Genomic DNA, 18,378 nt, shown 5'->3' with positions numbered 1-18,378 from the left:
TAATTTGAGGAAATTCCCATGACCAACGCAGCACAGGTCGAACAGGCGGAAGCGGCGCCGCCCACCGCACGTCAGGCGCAAGCGCCGGCCGGCAAGGTCGCAGAGCCCAGCCAGACGAAGGCCCCGGCCAACCCACGTCGCAAACAGATCCTGCTCGGCGCGCTGGCGCTGGGCGTCGTCGCAGCGCTGGGTTGGGGCGGACACTGGTGGTTTGCCGGGCGCTTCATCGAGTCGACCGACGACGCCTATCTGCAGGCCGACAGCATGACCGTCGCACCGAAAGTGGGCGGCTATGTGACCGAAGTGCTGGTGCGCGACAACGAAACGGTGACGGTCGGCCAGCCGCTCGTGCGTCTCGATGGGCGCCAGTACCAGGCTGCCTACGACGAGGCGCAAGCGACCGTCGTGGCCCGCGAAGCCGACGTGGCCCGGGCACAGGCGGAACGCTCCCAGCACTCGGCGACCATCGCACAGGCACGCGCTGAACTCGACAGCGCACGTGCGAACGCCGCGTACTCGTCCGGTCAGGTCAAACGCTACGTGCCGTTGGTCGCGACCGGTGCCGAAACCGACGAGCGTCTCGCGGAACTGCGCAATGCCAGCGCCCGCGCCGACGCCTCGCTCAAGAGCAATGAGGCCAGCCTGCAAGCGAGCGAGCGGCAGACGGACACGCTCACCGCCGCGCTGGCGCAGGCCAAAGCGCAGTTGACGGTGGCACAGGCAAGCGCGCGCAAGGCAGACCTCGACCTCGCGGACACGGTGGTCAAGAGCACGCTGGCCGGACGCGTTGGCGATCGGGCGGTGCGCGTCGGCCAGTTCGCGCAGCCGGGTACGCGACTGCTCACCGTCGTGCCGGTGCAAAGCCTCTATCTGACGGCAAACTTCAAGGAAACGCAGGTCGGCCGCATGCGTCCCGGCCAGCCGGTGACGGTGCATGTCGACGCCTTGCCCGGCGAGCCGATCCATGGTGTGGTCGATTCGCTCTCCCCCGGCACCGGCGCGCAGTTTGCGCTGCTGCCCGCGCAGAACGCCACCGGTAACTTCACGAAGATCGTGCAGCGCGTGCCGGTGCGCATCCGTCTCGATGTGCCGGCGTCGCTGCGTTCAGTGTTGCTGCCGGGCCTGTCGGTCACGGCAGACGTCGATACGCATCGCAACGCCCCGGCCGCGCCAGCCAAACAGGCGGCCCGCTCGGGCCAGGCCAGCAGTGCCACCGCCCAACAGCTCTCGCTCAGTGCGCCGCTCGATGCCACCGTTTGCCCCCTTGCGAGCACGGCGCCGTCGCCCACGAACGTTGGAGTGCAATGTGGCTGACGGTCGCGTTGTGAGCGCGTCGACGCCGTCGCTCTCGCCGGTCACGCCGACGCGCGATCAGGCGCTCAGCACCGTGGCGGCGGGCGGCGACGGCGGTAGTGGTGGTGCACACGTTGGCGCCGTAAGCGCCGCTGCACCCCGCAACGCGTCGGCGTCGGACTGGATCGCCGTGGCCGCCGGTGCGCTGGGCGCACTGCTGGCCACGCTCGATATTTCGATCACGAACTCGGCACTGCCGCAGATTCAAGGACAGATCGGGGCCTCGGGCACCGAGGGCACCTGGATATCGACCGGCTACCTGATGTCGGAAATCGTCATGATTCCGCTCGCCGCGTGGCTCACGCGCGTGCTCGGGCTGCGACGCTTTCTGATGCTCAACGCCGTCTTCTTCACGCTCTTCTCGATGATGTGCGGTGCGTCGAGCAGCCTGCCCGAGATGATCGTCGGCCGCATCGGACAGGGCTTCGCCGGTGGCGCCATGATTCCGACGGCGCAGATGATCATTCGCACGCGTCTGCCACGCCATCAGATGGCGGTCGGCATGGCGATGTTCGGTCTGATCGTGCTGCTGGGGCCATTGCTCGGCCCGGTGGTCGGCGGGTGGCTGACCGAGAACGCCAACTGGCGCTGGTGCTTCTTCCTGAATCTGCCGATCTCGGCGGCCATCGTCACGCTGCTCATGCTCGGTCTGAAGCGCGAGCCGGCCAATCTGCAAGCCTTCTTCAAGGCAGACTGGCTGGGCATCGTGGGCCTGACCATCGGCTTGAGTTCGCTCACCGTGGTGCTAGAGGAAGGACAGCGCGAACGCTGGTTCGATTCGCACCTGATCATCGGGTTGTCGATTGCGTCGGTCATCGGCATCGGCATGATGCTCGTGGCGCAGTTCACGGCCGAGAAGCCGATCGTCAAGCTCTCGCTGCTGGGCAACAAGAATTACGCGAGCGTGATCTATATCGTCTTCACGGTGGGCGCGGGACTCTACGGCGTGTCGTATCTGCTGCCGCAGTTCCTCTCCACGATTGCGGGCTACAACGCGCAGCAGTCGGGCAACATCATGCTGCTCTCGGGGCTGCCCGCGTTCCTGATGATGCCGTTCTTGCCGCGCCTCATCAGCCGGGTGGACATCCGTCTGCTCGTGATTCTCGGGCTACTGTGCTTCTTCGCGAGTTGCATGCTCGACATCAGCCTGACGGCACAAAGCGTGGGCCACGACTTCACGCTTTCGCAATTGCTGCGTGGCGTGGGGCAAATGCTCGCGATGATGCCGCTCAATCAGGCGTCGATGGCAGCCGTCGACGCGCACGATGCCGGCGACGCGGCAGGTCTGTACAACATGGCCCGCAATCTCGGCGGGTCGGTGGGACTCGCATTGCTCGGCACGCTGATCGACCGGCGCACCGACTATCACGACGCCATGCTGCGCGAGACAATCACCGCCAATAGTGCGCTGGGGCAGGAACATCTCGCGGCCAATGCGGCGGGCTTCTTCGCACAGACGGGCGACATGATGCACGCGCAACTCCAGGCCACAGCACAGCTCGCCGCCGACATTGCGCGGCAGGCGAGCGTGATGACGTTTTCCGAAACTTTCTACGCACTAGGTATCGCGCTGCTGCTTTGCGTGCCCCTGGCCCTACTGCTCAAGCAACCGACCGGATTCAGATCCGGCGGCCATTGAATCATCATGACGTTTCCTATCCGAACACTGGCCCTCGCGGCATGCCTTCTCGCCACTGGCTGCACCGTCGGTCCCGACTATCGTGGCGCGCCCGAAGTCGCGGGCGACGCCCTGCGTGCCGGGGCAACGTTCGCGCATGCGGGCGAAGGCGTGCAGGCACACACGCCCGGCGCCGCCCGGTGGTGGACGGCGCTGAACGATCCGCAGCTCACCGCGCTGATCGACGACGCCATCGCGCATAGTCCGGACATCCGGGTGGCACAGGCAAAGGTGCGTCAGTCGCGCGCGAGCCTGCGCAGTCATCAGGCCGACCTGCTGCCGAAGGCGGGCGTCGATCTGGCGATGGTGCGCACCCGCTCGCCCGATCTGAGCCTGCTTGGCGGCAACAACGGTAGCGGCAATGGCCGCGGCCCGCTCGACCTCTACGTCGCCGGGTTCGACGCCAGTTGGGAAATCGATTTGTTCGGCGGCACGCGACGCGCCGTCGAAGCCGCCGGTGCCGACGCCGACGCGGCGTCGGAGGATCTGGCCGATGCCCACGTGCAACTCGCCGCCGAAGTCGCCCAGACTTACGTTGCGCTGCGCGATCAGCAGGCACGGCTTGCTCTCGTGCACGATTCGGCGCAATTGGAAGGCGAAATGCTCGATCTCACGCGTCAGCGCCGGGCGGGCGGTGTCGCCTCGGAACTCGACGTCGAACGGCTCGTGACGCAAGTGGAGCAGACGCAATCGCGCGTGCTGCCGCTCGAAGCGGACGTCATCGAATCGCTCGATCAGTTGGCACTGCTGACGGGGCGCGCACCGGGCGCACTGGATGCCGAATTGCAGGCATCCAAGGCACTCCCTAGCGTGCCCGCGAAGGTGGCTATCGGCGATCCGTCTGCGCTGTTGCAAGCGCGACCGGACATTCGCGCCGCCGAGCGCCGTCTGGCATCGCAGAACGCGCAGATCGGCGTGCAGACCGCCAACTGGTTTCCGAAGCTCTCGATCATGGGCGAACTCGGATATTCGGCGCTGGACCCCGGCCATCTCGTGCGCAAGGACAACTTCAGTTGGATGACGATGCCGCGTCTGCAATGGAACGTGCTCGACTTCGGACGCGTGCAGGCCGGCGTCGACGGCGCAAAGGCGGGCCGCGATCAGGCGCAGGCGAAGTACGAGAGCGCCGTGCTCACCGCGTTACGCGACGCCGACGTGGCACTTGCCCGCTACGGGCATCAGCGCGAGAACGTGTACCGGCTGCGCAGCGTGGAGGCGTCGGCCACGCGGGCGGCGACGCTCACACGTCAGCGCTACCGCGCGGGCACCGCGAGCACACTCGATTGGCTGGATGCGGAACGCACGCGCTTTTCCGCCGAGCAAGACCGTATCGCCGGTGACGCACAGCTTCTCAAATCGTTCGTGATGTTGCACAAGGCGCTGGGTCTGGGATGGCAGGTCGCCCCGGAAAGCGGCGAAGGCTGACGCGACGGCGCTGGCACGATGGCGTTCGATGCGGGACGTCGTCGCGCCTGACGATGGCGGGAACGATGAATGCCGAACCGTGCGATACTTTTCGTCGGCACAAACGAAAACGCTCCAGAAGCTTTCGCCTCTGGAGCGTTCTTGCCAACTGGGTTGGCGCGGCTGGCAGGATTCGAACCCACGACCCCTTGGTTCGTAGCCAAGTACTCTATCCAACTGAGCTACAGCCGCACTTACTGCACGTGAGACATCGATCAGACGATCCTGCTGCTGTCGATCTGCCTTCTCATCGACGCGGGCCGAATGTACATGACATGCGGCGCGTCACTGGGAAAGACTCTCCCGAAAAACTAAGGGTCTCCCCGTGAGGAGACCCTCGAATTAGGTGGCGCGGCTGGCAGGATTCGAACCCACGACCCCTTGGTTCGTAGCCAAGTACTCTATCCAACTGAGCTACAGCCGCGTCGTGAGAACAGAATTATGTAAGAAACCGGACCGCCACGCAAGCGTTTTTTGCAATTCTTTTGTCACATCTGCGGTTTGTCCGTTACATCGGCCATTCCGTGCGGGATTAGCGCGGAATCCCCCGCACTGGCAAGCCTTTGCCGCTAGAGCAATTACTCCATGCAAACCCGCATCAAATCAGGGCTTTCCATGTGCTCGCCCTGGAGACGGCACGGTATGCTACGGCTTTTTGCAGCGCGTCGATGGGCGCGTTTGCCGCGCATGCGAGACCGGACAGGGGAGACGACACGTCCGGAGCCCCCTCTCGTATTGCCAAAATGTACTGCGATGAAACGACGCACCGCGCGCCCAATCTCTTCCCCCGGCGACGACGATGCGATAAAAATCAAATTCAAGGAGGCGCTCATGGAAAAAGTCTGGCTCAAGAGCTATCCGCCCGGCGTGCCGGCCGAGATCGACGTCAACAAGTATCGTTCGCTGAACGATCTGTTCCTGCAAAGCTGCCAGAAGTTCGCGGACCGCCCGTCGTTCACCAACCTCGGGGTAACGATGACCTTCGCGGACCTCGAGCGTAAATCGCGCGACTTTGCCGCGTATCTGCAAAGTCTGCCCGGACTGGAACGCGGCTCGCGCGTGGCAATCATGTCGCCGAACCTGCTGCAATATCCGGTCGCCGTCTTCGGCATCCTGCGTGCGGGGATGGTTGTCGTCAACGTCAATCCGCTCTACACGGCAGGCGAACTCGAGCACCAGCTGATAGACGCCGACTGCGGTGCCATCGTGGTGATCGAGAACTTCGCCGCCACGCTGCAAAAGGCACTGCCCAACACACCGGTCAAGCACGTCGTCACGACGGCCATCGGCGATCTCGTGCCCGCGCCGAAGCGCTGGATCGTGAACTACGTCGTGCGTCACGTGAAGAAGATGGTGCCCGAGTGGAACATCCCCCACGCCGTGCCGTTCCGTACCGCGCTTGCGCAAGGTGCACGTGCACAGCATCAGGAAGTGCAACTGGGTCACGACGACATCGCGTTCCTGCAATACACCGGCGGCACCACGGGGGTCGCCAAGGGCGCCATGCTCACGCACGGCAACATGATCGCCAATATGTTGCAGGCGCGCGCCTGGATCGGCTCGGGTCTCGAGGAAGGCAAGGAGATCATCGTCACCGCCCTGCCGCTCTATCACATCTTCTGTCTGACGGCGAACTGCCTGGTGTTCCTCCAGTTGGGCGCACTCAACCTGCTCATCACCAACCCGCGCGACATGCCCGGCTTCGTGAAAGAGCTGGGCAAATGGAAGTTCACGTTCATGACGGGCGTGAACACGCTCTTCAACGGGTTGCTCCACACCCCCGGCTTCGACCAACTCGACTTCAGCGCGCTCAAGTGTGCGCTTGGCGGCGGTGCTGCCGTGCAGCGTGCGGTGGCCGATCGCTGGCAGAAGGTAACCGGCCATCCGCTCATCGAGGCGTACGGTCTGACGGAGACGTCGCCCGCCGTGTGTATCAACCCGCTCGGCAGCGAGTTCAACGGGTCCATCGGCCTGCCGATCTCGTCAACGGACGTCAGCATCCGCAACGATGCCAACGAAGCCCTCGGCTTCGGCCAGGAAGGTGAAATCTGCGTGCGTGGCCCGCAGGTCATGAAGGGCTACTGGCGTCGACCGGACGAGACGGCAAAGACCATCACGCCGGACGGTTGGCTGCGCACCGGCGACATCGGCACGATGGACGAGCAGGGCTATGTGCGCATCACCGACCGCAAGAAGGACATGATCATCGTGTCGGGCTTCAACGTGTATCCGAACGAGGTCGAGAGCGTGCTGGCCATGTGCCCGGGCGTGCTCGAAGCGGCAGTCGTCGGCGTGCCGAGCGATCGCACCGGCGAAGCGGTGAAGGCCGTGATCGTCAAGAAATCGCAGGATCTGACCGAGAAGGTCATCATCGACTTCTGCCGTCAGCACCTGACAAACTACAAGGTGCCGCATTTGATCGAGTTCCGCAAAGACCTGCCCAAGACGCCCGTGGGCAAGGTGCTGCGCCGCGAACTGCGCTGATGGCTTTGCCCCGCAAGTTGTTTCGTCGTACGTAACGAAGCGAAGCGGAACAGAAATTCGCACGACAACACAAATGGCCGGGAGCGAACCCGGCCATTGTCATTTCAGCTATCGAGACGTCGATCGAGGCATTCGCCTCGACCGGTAACCTTTGGTTACAGACGTCTCCTGCGCTCCTTGGTAAAACACGGATACGTCTGGCGGGTCATCAGGCCGAACGCCCGGTGATTCGCGTCAACACATGGGCAGCGGCCGCCATGCCGAATGTGGCTGTCACACACATGCTCGATCCGAAACCCGCGCAATTCAGGCCCTGTGGCCCCGCAGCCGCTTCGGGGCTTTCTCCCGGTGCACAGACCGCTTCCGGATACTGCAAGGGCTCGTCCGAGTACACGGCGGGCACATTGAACTTGGCTTTCGGCCCACGGACAAAACCATGTTGCTTGCGTAATTGCGCACGCACTTTCGCAAGCAGCGGATCCTGGATCGTGCGGGCGAGATCGTCGATACGGATACGTGTCGGATCGAGCTGGCCGCCCGCCCCGCCAACGGTGATCAGACGCTGCTTATGCGCGACGCACCAGGCGATAAGCGCAGTCTTCACCCGTACGCTGTCGATGGCGTCGACGACCCAGTCGAAGCCGCCGCTCAACATGGCATCGAGGCTCTCCAGCTCCACGAAGTCCTCGACAAGCGTAAGCTGGCAAGCAGGATTGATGGCCACGATTCGCTCGGCCATCGCGGCAACTTTCGGCTTACCGTAGTTGCCGTCCAGGGCGTGCACCTGACGATTGGTATTGCTCTCGGCGACGTTATCGAGATCGATGAGCGTGAGTCGGCCCACGGCGCTGCGCGCGAGCGCCTCGGCCACCCACGAACCGACGCCGCCGATGCCGATGACGGCCACGTGGGCATCGCGCAAGCGCGCGAGACCGTCGTCACCGTATAAACGCGCGATGCCGCCAAAACGGCGGTTCGCGTCAAAATCTTCCTCCGATGGCGGGGCAGGCACCGGAGCAACAACAATCGACGGGGTACTGTTCATGATGCGATGGGTAACGTCCTTGAAATGGCTAGCGATCACGATAGTCGCCATCGTGCTGGCATTCGCGGCGTTCATCACGTGGTTTGACTGGAACTACGCCCGGCCCTTTATCAACCGGGAAGTGAGCACCGCGACCGGCCGCCCGTTCGAAATCCGGGGCGACCTCTCGCTGCACTGGCTGGCGCCGAACGCACAGGCCCCTGGACTGGGGCGCTGGCTGCCGCAGCCTCGCCTGATCGCGAATGATATCGTGTTAGGCAACGTTGCGTGGAGTCAGACGCCGGACATGATCACGCTCGGACGCCTCACGTTCTCGCTCGAATGGCTACCGCTGCTCGACAAGCATGTGGTGCTGCCCGAAGTCGCCTTATCTGCGCCCAAAGTCATCGTGGAGCAGCGCGCCGACGGACAGAACAACTGGACCTTCACGAAGGGCGATGGCCAGCCGTCCCCGTGGAAACTGGCCATCGGCCGCCTGATTCTCGAAGATGGGGTGGTGCGCGCCAATATCGCTCCCCAGCAACTCGATCTGACCGCGAACATCGCGACCATCGATGGGCAGGCCCCCTACGGCATCGGTGTCTCGCTCAAGGGCACTTTCCGAAAAGTTGCCGTGACCGGCAAGGCGCGGGCCGGCGACGTCCTCTCGCTCGAAGACGCCGGCGACCCTTACCCGCTCGACGCCAGCGTGCGCATCGGCCGCACGCAGATCGCCGCGACGGGGACGTTCACGAATCCGGCCACGCTGTCGGCGCTCGACATGCATCTGCGCCTGGCCGGCCCGACGATGGCCGACCTCTATCCGATTACCGGCGTGTTGCTGCCGGAAACGCCTGCCTACGAGACCAACGGGCATCTGCTGCACACGGCCGGCGTATGGCGCTATGAACGCTTCCAGGGCAAGGTCGGCCAGAGCGATCTGTCGGGCACGCTCGTGTTCCGCCGGCGCGAGCCGCGCAACATCCTGCAGGGCGCAGTCGTATCGAATCAGTTGCGGCTGGTCGATCTCGGGCCGGTCGTGGGCGGACGGAATCCGTCCGGCGGCAGCGATCTGTCGGGCAAACCCAAAGCGCCGCCGTCAGACAAGGTACTGCCGGTCGATCCCTTCAAGACCGACCGCTGGCGCGCCATCGATGCCGATGTGCAATTCACCGGCCGCAAGATCATCAAGGACAAGAGCCTGCCGATCGACAACCTAGTCACGCACATCGTGCTCGACGACGGCGTGCTCTCGCTCCGGCCGCTGGAGTTCGGTGTCGCCGGGGGACGCATCACATCAACACTGGTCCTCAACGGCCAGACCGAACCGATGAAGATGGACTCGCAGGTCTCGCTGCGCCACCTGAAAATAAAACAGTTGCTGCCCGACGTCGATTTGATGAAGACGAGCGTGGGCGAAGTGAACGGCGACGCGGCACTGACGGCAACCGGCAATTCGATTGCCGCACTGGCCGGTTCGGCCAACGGCGAACTCAAAACGCTGATCGACCGCGGCTCGGTGAGCAAGTTGCTGCTGCAATACCTGGGGCTCAACGTGGGAAACATCGTTCTGACCAAAATCTTCGGCGATAAACAGGTCGAGATGCGATGCGCGGCAGCAGACTTCGCGGTACGCGACGGCCTGATGGACACACGCACGTTCGTGATCGACACCGAGGACACGAGCATCGGTGTCACCGGCCAGGTCGATCTCAAGCGCGAGCGCTTCAACCTGACGATCCGGCCTGAGCCGAAGCACTTCGGCCTCCTGTCGCTGCGCTCGCCGTTTTATGTGCGGGGAACGTTCAAGCACCCGGACGTCGACGTCAACGTGCCGATGCTGGTTGCGCGTGCCGGAGGCGCCATTGCACTGGGCGTGCTCGCTCCGTACACCGCGCTCGTGCCACTGCTTGAACTCGGCCCTGGCAAGGACAGCCCGTGCGGCGAACTGCTCGCCAGCCTACAACATCCGGCGAGCCGGAATCCGTCGACCGTCAAATCGGCGCCCGACGCCAACGGTGCCAAAACGGGTGCGCAACGCAGCCGAACCAATGGTCAGCGCACGCCAACGCCGGCGGCCACGGCGCCCGTTTCCGGTAACGGCCGGGAAGCACCGTGACTCCCGGTCGCTTCGCGCATGGGTTTCGCACCGCCGAAACGATGTCCATGCCATGCGCAGGGATTTGCCGCCGTCACGTCACGCGACTTCGAGACCCGCGACGGCCATCCGGCAAAACTACTTCACTCCTTAAATATCAAGCACATGGCGTGAGATGACCGCCTCGCGGGGCATTCGAAGCATTGGTGCCCCCCTATGCGACGAATCGCCACGCGCGCACGTTCGCCGACTCTTCGCTATACTGTGTCGCAACCCCAACCGCAACAGACTGATATTGACCGTCGTGACTCAGACGCTTTCGCTCGCGGACCTGCGCAAAAACTACGCCCTCGGCTCACTTTCCGAGACCGACGTGGCGTCGAGCCCATTCGGACAATTCCGACGATGGTTTGAGCAAGCGCTTGCCGCCGAACTGAACGAGCCGAACGCAATGACGCTCGCCACGGTCACGCCGGACGGTCGGCCGGACGCCCGTATCGTGCTCCTCAAGGGTGCGGACGAACACGGGTTCACGTTCTTCACGAATTACGAGTCGCGCAAAGGCCAGGAACTGGCCGCCACGCCATACGGCTGCCTGCTGTTCCACTGGATCGAACTTGAGCGTCAGGTGCGCATCGAGGGCCGTGTCGACAAGGTAAGCGAAGCCGAGAGCGACGCTTATTACCACTCGCGCCCGGTGGGCTCCCGTCTGGGCGCCTGGGCCTCGGTGCAAAGCGCCGAAGTGGCCGATCGCAGCATCATCGAGCAACGCGAAGCGGACTTCCGGCGCCAGTTCGGCGACGCCCCGCCGCGCCCGCCGCACTGGGGTGGCTACCGGCTTGTCCCGGAGACCATCGAATTCTGGCAGGGCCGCGAATCGCGCCTGCACGATCGCATCAAGTATTTCCGGCTTGCCGACGGATCATGGCGCGTGGCGCGCCTGTCCCCCTGAACGTTTTGTGTCGGCTACGCCGACGCGGTACGCCTGCCCGCCCGTTCTGACGAGGAGACGTCACCGTGCCGTGCGGTACGGATTGCAGTTTTTTTGGTGACACTTGGAGCATATCCATGTTGTGGGAGAAAAAACTCGAAAACTGGGTCAGCGGCGTCAAGACATCATCGAACCTGCCGATCCGGCTCGCACTCTGGAATGGACAGCACTATGATTTCGGTGCCTTCGACAACCCCAGCGTAACGTTGCGCATCAATGGCCCTGCGGCCATGACGCGTCTACTGAGTCCCAGCCTCGATAATCTCGGCGAGGCGTACGTGAAGGGCGAAATCGACGTCGAGGGTAAGCTCGCCGACGTCATCAACATGAGCTACGCGCTCGCCGGTAGCAGTCTCTCGGCTATCGGCCCGCTGGAACGTGCCGTACGCCACTTCAATCACAGCAAGAAGTCCGACAAACGCTCGATCGAGTTTCACTACGACGTGTCGAACGAGTTCTACCAGTTCTGGCTGGACAAGAACATGGTTTATTCGTGTGCCTACTTTGAAAACGGCGACGAAGACCTCGACACGGCTCAAGAGAAAAAGATCGATCACATCCTCACCAAGATCCAGTTGCAGCCGGGGCAGACCCTGCTCGATATCGGCTGCGGCTGGGGCGCCCTGGTGATTCGTGCTGCGCAGAAATTCGGTGCGAAATGTGTCGGCGTCACGCTCTCCGAGAATCAGTTCGCTCTCGCCACGGAACGGGTCAAGCAACTCGGTCTCGAGAATCAGGTCGAAATCCGCATTCAGGATTATCGCGACGTGACAGGCGAGTTCGACCGCATCACGAGCGTGGGGATGTTCGAGCATGTCGGGCGCAAGAACCTGCAGGACTATTTCGCCAAGATTGCATCGCTGCTCAAGGACGACGGCATCGCCATGAACCACGGCATCACGTCGACCGATCCGGATAGCGGCGAGACGGCGATGGGCGGCGGAGAGTTCATCGATAAGTACGTGTTTCCGAACGGCGAGTTGCCGCACATCAGCCTCGCGCTGGAATCGATGCAGCGCGGCGGGCTGGAAGCTAGTGACGTGGAAAGCCTGCGCCGTCACTACGCGCACACGCTCACGCTCTGGTCCGAGCGCTTCGAAGCGCACGCCACCGAGTTGCGCAGGTTGGCCGGCGAAGAGCGCTTCCGTGTCTGGCGCGTGTATCTCGCGGGTTGCGCGTATGCGTTCGAGCACGATCACGTCTCGATCTATCAAATCGTTTGCCGCAAGGCGGGCCTGTCGGCCAAGCGTCTGCCCTGGTCGCGCCGTTACATGTACGAGAACCGATGAGCCAGTTCGATCTGTTCGGCACGCCGCCTGACGATCCTCCGACAGGCGGGCGTGCCGGGCAGGTCGATGGCAACGCTCCCGCGCAGCAAAGCACCGAACCTCGCAAGCGCGCAGCGCGCCGTGGCGGCGTCGGTGCTGCCGATATTCCCCCTGCCATGCAGACGCTGGGCAATCAATTGCCAGGCCGCATTCGCCTGGGCACCTCGTCGTGGTCGTTTCCCGGCTGGAAAGGCATCGTCTGGGACGACGATTACAGCGACGCCAAACTCTCCCGCCAAGGACTGACGGCCTACGCGAACCATCCGGTGTTGCGCTGCGTCGGCATCGACCGGTCGTTCTACAAGCCGATGTCGATCGTCGAGTATCAAAAGTATGCGCAGCAGGTGCCGGACGACTTCCGGTTTCTGGTCAAGGCGCCGAGCGCTGTGACCGATGCGGTCGTTCGCGGCGAGAAAGGCGAAGGGCTGAGCCCGAACCCCTGCTTTCTCGATGCACGGATCGCCACCGAGCAATTTGTCGCGCCCTGTCTGGCCGGACTCGGGCCGAAGGCGGGCGTATTGGTGTTTCAGGTGTCGCCGCTGCCCGTCGAGTTGCTGCGCGACATTCCCGCGCTGGTTCAACGCATAGAAGCGTTTTTCGCCGCCCTGCCGCCATTGCCTCAAGGGGAAATATCGCCCGAAGGCGCCGCCACTGCGGGGCCGTGCTATGCGCTGGAAATTCGCGACGGCGCATTGCTCACACCACGTCTCATGCGCGCGTTGGGACAGTTGGGAGTGCGCTATTGCATCGGCCTGCACGCGCGCATGCCTCACGTGGAACGTCAGGCGGCAGCGGTGGCCATGCTCGACGAAACGGGGGCGGGCCCGCTCGTCGTGCGCTGGAATCTGAACAGTGGGCATCGCTACGAACAAGCCAAGGCGAAATACGCGCCGTTCGACAAAATCGTCGATCCCGATCCGGCAACGCGCGACGTGCTCGCCGCTCTCGCCACGCATTACGCCCTCGCCGGACACCCCGTCTACGTGATCGTCAACAACAAGGCCGAAGGCTCCTCCCCCCTGTCATGCCAAGCGCTCGCCGAACGGATCAACGAGTTGTCTCGGGCGTCGTCCGCCGCCGACGCGAATTGACGACGATCGCCTAGCCCTCCAAGCTCAATTTCGCCGCCCTGAAACGACGATGGCCCGAGCCGGCAAACCGCCGGACCCGAGCCATCGTCATCGCACTGAGCGTGGAGGCCTTACGCTACGAGATGCGCAATCGGCACGTCAGGATTCACATCGGCCTCGTAATCGACACCGTCGATCTCGAAGCCGAACAGACGCAGGAACTCGTGCTTGTAGCCCGCGAAATCCGTGAGTTCATACAGGTTCTCGTCGGTCACCTTATCCCACAGCGCCGAGACTTCCGCCTGCACATCCGCCGAGAGTTCCTTCTGGTCGGTACGCACGCGGCCTTCGTCGTCGAGTCGAGGCGTCGCGCCGTACAGGCTGTCCTGGTACAGACCGTAGATCTGCTCGATGCAACCTTCGTGCGTGCCCTTGGCCTTCATGACCTTGAACAGCAGCGAGAGATAAAGCGGCATCATCGGAATGGCCGAGCTGGCCTGCGTGACCAGCGCCTTGAGCACGGCAACACGTGCGTCGCCACCGCTCGCGGCGAGCTTGGCGCGAATATTCAGCACCTTCTCGTCGAGGTCCTTCTTGGCCGCGCCGATGGAACCGTTCCAATAGATGTCGTGAGTGATCTTCTCGCCGAGATACGTGAACGCCGTCGTCTTGGCGCCCGGGGCGAGCACGCCGGCCTCGGCAAGTGCGTCGATCCACATCTGCCAGTCTTCGCCGCCCATCACGGCCACCGTATTGTCGATCTCTTCCTGCGAGGCCGGCTCGAACACCGAAGCCTTGACGACTTCCTTGTCGGTATCAATACCGCGCAGCGTCACCGACTTGCCGATCGGCTTGAGCACCGAACTGAACACCTGCCCCGTTTCCGGATGCGTACGGCGCGGCGCCGCGAGGCTATAGACGACCAGATCGACCTGACCGAGATCGTTCTTGATCGTCTCGATGGTCTTGGCCTTGATTTCCTTGGAGAACGCGTCGCCGTTGATGCTCTTCGCGTAAAGCCCCTTCTCGGTGGCGAACTTGTCGAAGGCCGCGGTGTTGTACCAGCCCGGCGTTCCCGGCTTGGTCTCGCTGCCCGCACGCTCGAAGAACACACCCAGCGTCGCGGCATCGGCGCCGAAGGCGGCGGTAATGCGCGCGGCCAACCCGTAGCCGGTCGACGCACCGATCACGAGCACCTTCTTCGGGCCATTCGCGATCGGACCCTGAGCCTTCACGTAGTCGATCTGTTGCTTGACGTTGGCTTCGCAGCCGACGGGGTGGGTGGTGACGCAGATGAAGCCGCGCACGCGTGGCTTGATGATCATGGAAACCTCGTTCACAAAATTCGTTGATGCCGGCTCACCCGGCAAACACCGCGCATTGTAAACGAGGTCGGGCCTGGCCCGGCATTTTGACGGGCTTTTGCCCGCTCTAGGCTTTGCTTTTGCGCCGTGCGGCGTCGCCCGTTCGGACAACGCCGAACCGTTTTCGGCTTATTCCGGCGCCACCACGGCCGAACGGTCACGGCGCTTGGGAAACTGAATCTGCCGGATGCGCCGCACCAGCAAGGCGGCAACGATCGCCGCAATGCCCGTGAGCAGCACCCCGGCATGCACAGCGTTCACGAGCGTCTGCCGGGCGGTTTCCACCAACGGGGCGCCGTCGATGCCCATGGCGCGCAGGTCCGTCAGCAGGTCGGCGCGCAAAGCCTGATCGATCAGAATGCGTGGGTCGAGTGCTCGCGCAACGGCGTGCGCCGCCGGCGTGCCATCGTAGCTCGACACGGCGCCGGCCACGCCATTGGCGTACCAGTGATTGACGAGCGTGCCCACGATCGTCGTGCCCAGCATGCCGCCGACCATGCGAGTGGACTGCAGCAACGCGGTGGTAATGCCGAAACGCTCGCGCCCGGCGATTTCCTGTCCGAACACGTTCATGTTGTTCAGGATGAAGCCGATGCCAATGCCCGCACAGGCCATCATCAGCGCCAGCAAGCCGTGCGACGTATCGCGATGCGCCAGCCCCACGCCCGCCGACGCCACCGCCAGCAGACAAAAGCCGAGGATCAGCATATTAGTGGGCCGCGACAGACGCACCACGATCGGCGTATTGATGAAACTGCCCAGGGCGATGCATGCCGCGATAGGCGTGGCAATCAAGCCCGCGCCCTGCGGACTCAAGCCGAACCCGCCTTGCAACAGCAACGGCGCGAAGAAGATCAGCGAATACATCACGAAGCCGATCAGTACCGACAGCGTGAAGAGCACGATGAGCTGCGGGTGCCGGAACATATCGAGCGGCACGATCGGGTGCGTGGCTCGGCGCTCTGCGCGCAGCAGCATCCAGAAGCCGAACACGACGGCAGCGATCAGCAGCAGATTCCCGAGCGATGCACCATGCGCCGGCACGTTCTCGATAAACACCTGGAAGCCGCCGAGCACGACGGCGATCCACGCTGCGCCACGCCAGTCCACGCGAACGTCGCCCTGATGGGCCGGCGGGAATTTCGGCAGGTATCGCCATACGAAATACAGCGCTGCCAGGCCGACCGGCAAGTTCACGAAGAACGTCGAACGCCAGCCGAAATGCTCGGAGAGCAACCCGCCCAGCGACGGCCCGGCCGCCGTGCCGATGCCGTAAGCCGTGGTGATCACGACCTGCCAGCGCACGCGCGAGCGAGCGTCGGGGAACAGGTCGGGCACCGACGCGAACGCCGTGCCGACCATCATGCCGCCCCCGATCCCCTGCAACCCGCGCGCGAACACGAGGAACGGCATGTTGGGGGCCAAACCGCATAGCAGCGAGGCGATGGTGAAGGTCAACACTGAAGCGATCACGAACTGGCGGCGGCCGAAATAATCGCCGAGGCGCCCGAACACCGGCACGGTGACGACGGAGGCCAGCAGGTAAATGCTCGCGATCCAGGCGTAATACTCAAACCCTTTGAGTTCGGCGACGATCGACGGAAGGGCAGTACTGACAACGGTCTGGTCAAGAGCGACCAGCATGTTGACGAGCGCGATGCCGATCATGGCCATCAACGCATCGCGAAAAGGCAGGGGGCGCACGGCGGACTACCTGAAGACTTCATGGAGGGAAGCGGCCATTCTATGCGAAAAATAATGAATATATGAACGTCCGGAGGCCACGCGCCCATACGCGTTCCGGGCCAATTCGCCCGGCGCACCTTGACGCTCCGCCATCCTCGCGCCCACGGCGTCCGATGACGGAACGGCATGAGGGAAATTCAACGGCAGGCCGCGCAACATTCACCTGGCCAGGCGACGGCCCTCTTGTTTTTCTCTCGCTTCGTCAAAACAGGGTGTTGTCCGATACCCCTTTCGGACGCTCCTTTACCCCGTAAGCCGGCGTACTGAGCATCATCGACAGGGTTGGCCCGATGCCGCAAGGCCAGCCCTTTTGGGGGCTCGGATGACGTCCCGACACGACGGCTGGCATCCATATGACGTGGCAGCCTCGGCGGCGCGATGCAAATTCGGCAACGCCCCGGCCATTTCCGAAAACCGTGCCTTGACAATGGCCGCACCATCGCTCGACGCCTCAGGAAGCGTCGTCGTCACTTCTCGGGAGATACGACCATGAAAAATCGACCTGTGCGCGAAGACTATCGACGCTGGCTTGAAGCGCAGACCGTCACGGTGTCAGACGACAAGTCGCACACGGCGAGCACCGTCCCGGCGCTGCCATCGGTACTGCCATTTTCCGGCTATGTGGTCTGGTTTCACACGAGTCTCACGTATCTCGACATTCGCTTCGATCACCATCGCTTCGAGATCGTGACGCAGAAGGTGCAGAGCGCGGCAGAAGCGTTCTTCTTCGACAGCCTCGACGCTGCCTACGGACATGCCGCCCATGTGGGAGAGCCCTGCCTGATCCTGTTTGCGGCAGCCAGCGGTGCGTCCGTTAGTGTCGTCGGCTGATGTCGAGCGTACGGCAAAGGCTACCGTCAGGCGCACGTTGATTTGCCTCAGCGCCCCCCCCCTTTCCCGCATCACCTACCCTCAGGGAGCATGAACTATGCCGTTCCTCGCCATAGCAATTCCTTACGCGCAACTCAACCCCGTTTCGTATGAGATTGATGCTCGCGCGAATCGCCATGAGATCGTCATCGATATGGAGAATATCGCGAACCAGCCTCGCGCCTCGCAACCCACGTCGTCCGAGGCGAAGCTGGACGTTGCTCACTTTCGCCGTGCCACCATCCAATGCCATCCCGTTCCGGTGAACGACTACTTCAATAACGTGCTCGCTGAACTCGTCACCCCGCAGAGCGAGTGCGGAACCCGGCGATACGCCAGCAACGCCGAACTGCGCAAAGTGCTTGGCGAACTTCTGACGTTTCACCCCGCAGCGGGCACAATCTCAGTCGACGCGCGAATCAAGGCAATGGGCCTGCCTTCGCTGCTTCGCGACGACCCGGAGTATTTACCGGGAACGCTGAGCGCATTGAGCTATGACGTCGGGGCGCACAGCATCGACATAGGGCGGTTCACGTTCCCGGCGCTTGACACGGTGGACGAGGCTGCGTTTCTCTTCGCCGGCGAGAGCGAACTGGCGTTTCTCCATGAAGGCAATCCGCACGCTTCGCGTATACGGGAAGATCACGCGCAGATTCTCGGCTTTCACTACCGGGCAGCGGGCATGCGCGGACAGACCACCTTGCCGCCGGCCGGATATGCCCCTGCGACACAGGACGAAACGACCCTCAACGATTTCACGGCCCAGTTGGCGCGATGTCGGCAACGCTCCGATCTGGGCCGCTCACCACGGTCGAGTGATAATCGCTACACCCGCCACGATCCCCGCGACCCAATGCAAAACGGCCCCTGCTCGATTCTGTGACGCAGCGGTAGCGCACCGCCGTCCC

The 18,378-nt window shown here is 63.3% G+C and carries 13 protein-coding genes and 2 tRNA genes; 10 read left to right on the top strand and 5 right to left on the bottom strand.

Annotated features, from left to right (window positions below; genetic code table 11):
* Nucleotides 1-18 precede the first annotated feature (18 nt).
* From C266_RS08115 to C266_RS08105, 3 genes are all read left to right on the top strand, one after another.
* Nucleotides 19-1,314, top strand: a complete 1,296-nt coding sequence (locus C266_RS08115; protein WP_010808533.1) for an HlyD family secretion protein — start codon at nucleotides 19-21, stop codon at nucleotides 1,312-1,314.
* Between the two features lie 169 nt (nucleotides 1,315-1,483).
* Nucleotides 1,484-2,992, top strand: a complete 1,509-nt coding sequence (locus tag C266_RS08110) for a DHA2 family efflux MFS transporter permease subunit (RefSeq protein ID WP_246831160.1) — start codon at nucleotides 1,484-1,486, stop codon at nucleotides 2,990-2,992.
* A 6-nt stretch (nucleotides 2,993-2,998) separates the two neighbouring features.
* A complete protein-coding gene (locus tag C266_RS08105; RefSeq protein ID WP_010808531.1) occupies nucleotides 2,999-4,456 on the top strand; it encodes an efflux transporter outer membrane subunit in 1,458 nt (485 codons plus the stop codon).
* A 154-nt stretch (nucleotides 4,457-4,610) separates the two neighbouring features.
* On the opposite strand, the gene C266_RS08100 is transcribed toward C266_RS08105, so the two are convergent.
* Nucleotides 4,611-4,687, bottom strand: a tRNA-Arg gene (locus C266_RS08100).
* 155 nt (nucleotides 4,688-4,842) lie between these two features.
* Nucleotides 4,843-4,919 (bottom strand) — tRNA-Arg (locus C266_RS08095).
* A 407-nt stretch (nucleotides 4,920-5,326) separates the two neighbouring features.
* Here C266_RS08095 and C266_RS08090 point away from each other — a divergent pair.
* Nucleotides 5,327-6,979 (top strand): long-chain-fatty-acid--CoA ligase, encoded by a 1,653-nt coding sequence (locus C266_RS08090; protein ID WP_010808530.1) that lies wholly within the window; start codon nucleotides 5,327-5,329, stop codon nucleotides 6,977-6,979.
* 208 nt (nucleotides 6,980-7,187) lie between these two features.
* Here C266_RS08090 and tcdA read toward each other — a convergent pair whose 3' ends face one another.
* Entirely contained in the window at nucleotides 7,188-8,024 is an 837-nt protein-coding gene (tcdA, locus tag C266_RS08085; protein ID WP_036662069.1) for a tRNA cyclic N6-threonylcarbamoyladenosine(37) synthase TcdA, read from the bottom strand.
* A 19-nt stretch (nucleotides 8,025-8,043) separates the two neighbouring features.
* Here tcdA and C266_RS08080 point away from each other — a divergent pair, with 19 nt between their 5' ends.
* The 4 genes from C266_RS08080 (at nucleotide 8,044) to C266_RS08065 (ending at nucleotide 13,511) form a co-directional block, all read left to right on the top strand.
* Entirely contained in the window at nucleotides 8,044-10,122 is a 2,079-nt protein-coding gene (locus C266_RS08080) for an AsmA family protein (protein WP_246831158.1), read from the top strand.
* Nucleotides 10,123-10,405: 283 nt separating this feature from the next.
* Entirely contained in the window at nucleotides 10,406-11,053 is a 648-nt protein-coding gene (gene pdxH, locus C266_RS08075; RefSeq protein ID WP_036662137.1) for a pyridoxamine 5'-phosphate oxidase, read from the top strand.
* Between the two features lie 116 nt (nucleotides 11,054-11,169).
* A complete protein-coding gene (locus C266_RS08070) occupies nucleotides 11,170-12,381 on the top strand; it encodes a cyclopropane-fatty-acyl-phospholipid synthase family protein (protein ID WP_010808526.1) in 1,212 nt (403 codons plus the stop codon).
* The gene (locus tag C266_RS08065; protein WP_010808525.1) at nucleotides 12,378-13,511 is read left to right on the top strand and encodes a DUF72 domain-containing protein; all 1,134 of its coding nucleotides are present in this window, start codon (nucleotides 12,378-12,380) and stop codon (nucleotides 13,509-13,511) included. The genes C266_RS08070 and C266_RS08065 overlap by 4 nt, the downstream gene beginning before the upstream one ends.
* A 110-nt stretch (nucleotides 13,512-13,621) precedes the next feature.
* On the opposite strand, the gene fabV is transcribed toward C266_RS08065, so the two are convergent.
* Together fabV and C266_RS08055 are read right to left on the bottom strand one after the other, a co-directional pair.
* Entirely contained in the window at nucleotides 13,622-14,815 is a 1,194-nt protein-coding gene (gene fabV / locus C266_RS08060) for an enoyl-ACP reductase FabV (RefSeq protein WP_010808524.1), read from the bottom strand.
* Nucleotides 14,816-14,983: 168 nt separating this feature from the next.
* Nucleotides 14,984-16,522: an MFS transporter gene (locus C266_RS08055; RefSeq protein WP_036662135.1), complete on the bottom strand. Its 1,539-nt coding sequence runs from the start codon at nucleotides 16,520-16,522 to the stop codon at nucleotides 14,984-14,986.
* A 567-nt stretch (nucleotides 16,523-17,089) separates the two neighbouring features.
* On the opposite strand from C266_RS08055, the gene C266_RS08050 reads away from it, so the two are divergent.
* Together C266_RS08050 and C266_RS08045 are read left to right on the top strand one after the other, a co-directional pair.
* Nucleotides 17,090-17,431, top strand: coding sequence for a hypothetical protein (locus C266_RS08050; RefSeq protein WP_010808522.1), 342 nt, complete (start codon nucleotides 17,090-17,092; stop codon nucleotides 17,429-17,431).
* Between the two features lie 97 nt (nucleotides 17,432-17,528).
* Complete coding sequence (locus C266_RS08045; protein WP_010808521.1) at nucleotides 17,529-18,353, top strand: hypothetical protein; 825 nt, start codon at nucleotides 17,529-17,531, stop codon at nucleotides 18,351-18,353.
* Nucleotides 18,354-18,378 lie beyond the last annotated feature (25 nt).

It is taken from the genome of Pandoraea sp. SD6-2 (assembly GCF_000389825.1).
GTDB classification, from domain to species: domain Bacteria; phylum Pseudomonadota; class Gammaproteobacteria; order Burkholderiales; family Burkholderiaceae; genus Pandoraea; species Pandoraea communis.
The sequence above is the reverse complement of the archived record's forward strand: the minus strand, read 5'-3'. Positions and strand labels throughout refer to the sequence as shown.

What these genes read in the sequence shown, in the direction of transcription:
- C266_RS08115 (WP_010808533.1), top strand. Translation starts at nt 19, where the DNA reads ATGACCAACGCAGCACAGGTCGAACAGGCGGAAGCGGCGCCGCCCACC.
- C266_RS08105 (WP_010808531.1), top strand. Translation starts at nt 2,999, where the DNA reads ATGACGTTTCCTATCCGAACACTGGCCCTCGCGGCATGCCTTCTCGCC.
- C266_RS08090 (WP_010808530.1), top strand. Translation starts at nt 5,327, where the DNA reads ATGGAAAAAGTCTGGCTCAAGAGCTATCCGCCCGGCGTGCCGGCCGAG.
- tcdA (WP_036662069.1), bottom strand. Translation starts at nt 8,024, where the DNA reads ATGAACAGTACCCCGTCGATTGTTGTTGCTCCGGTGCCTGCCCCGCCA.
- C266_RS08070 (WP_010808526.1), top strand. Translation starts at nt 11,170, where the DNA reads ATGTTGTGGGAGAAAAAACTCGAAAACTGGGTCAGCGGCGTCAAGACA.
- C266_RS08065 (WP_010808525.1), top strand. Translation starts at nt 12,378, where the DNA reads ATGAGCCAGTTCGATCTGTTCGGCACGCCGCCTGACGATCCTCCGACA.
- fabV (WP_010808524.1), bottom strand. Translation starts at nt 14,815, where the DNA reads ATGATCATCAAGCCACGCGTGCGCGGCTTCATCTGCGTCACCACCCAC.
- C266_RS08055 (WP_036662135.1), bottom strand. Translation starts at nt 16,522, where the DNA reads ATGATCGGCATCGCGCTCGTCAACATGCTGGTCGCTCTTGACCAGACC.
- C266_RS08050 (WP_010808522.1), top strand. Translation starts at nt 17,090, where the DNA reads ATGAAAAATCGACCTGTGCGCGAAGACTATCGACGCTGGCTTGAAGCG.
- C266_RS08045 (WP_010808521.1), top strand. Translation starts at nt 17,529, where the DNA reads ATGCCGTTCCTCGCCATAGCAATTCCTTACGCGCAACTCAACCCCGTT.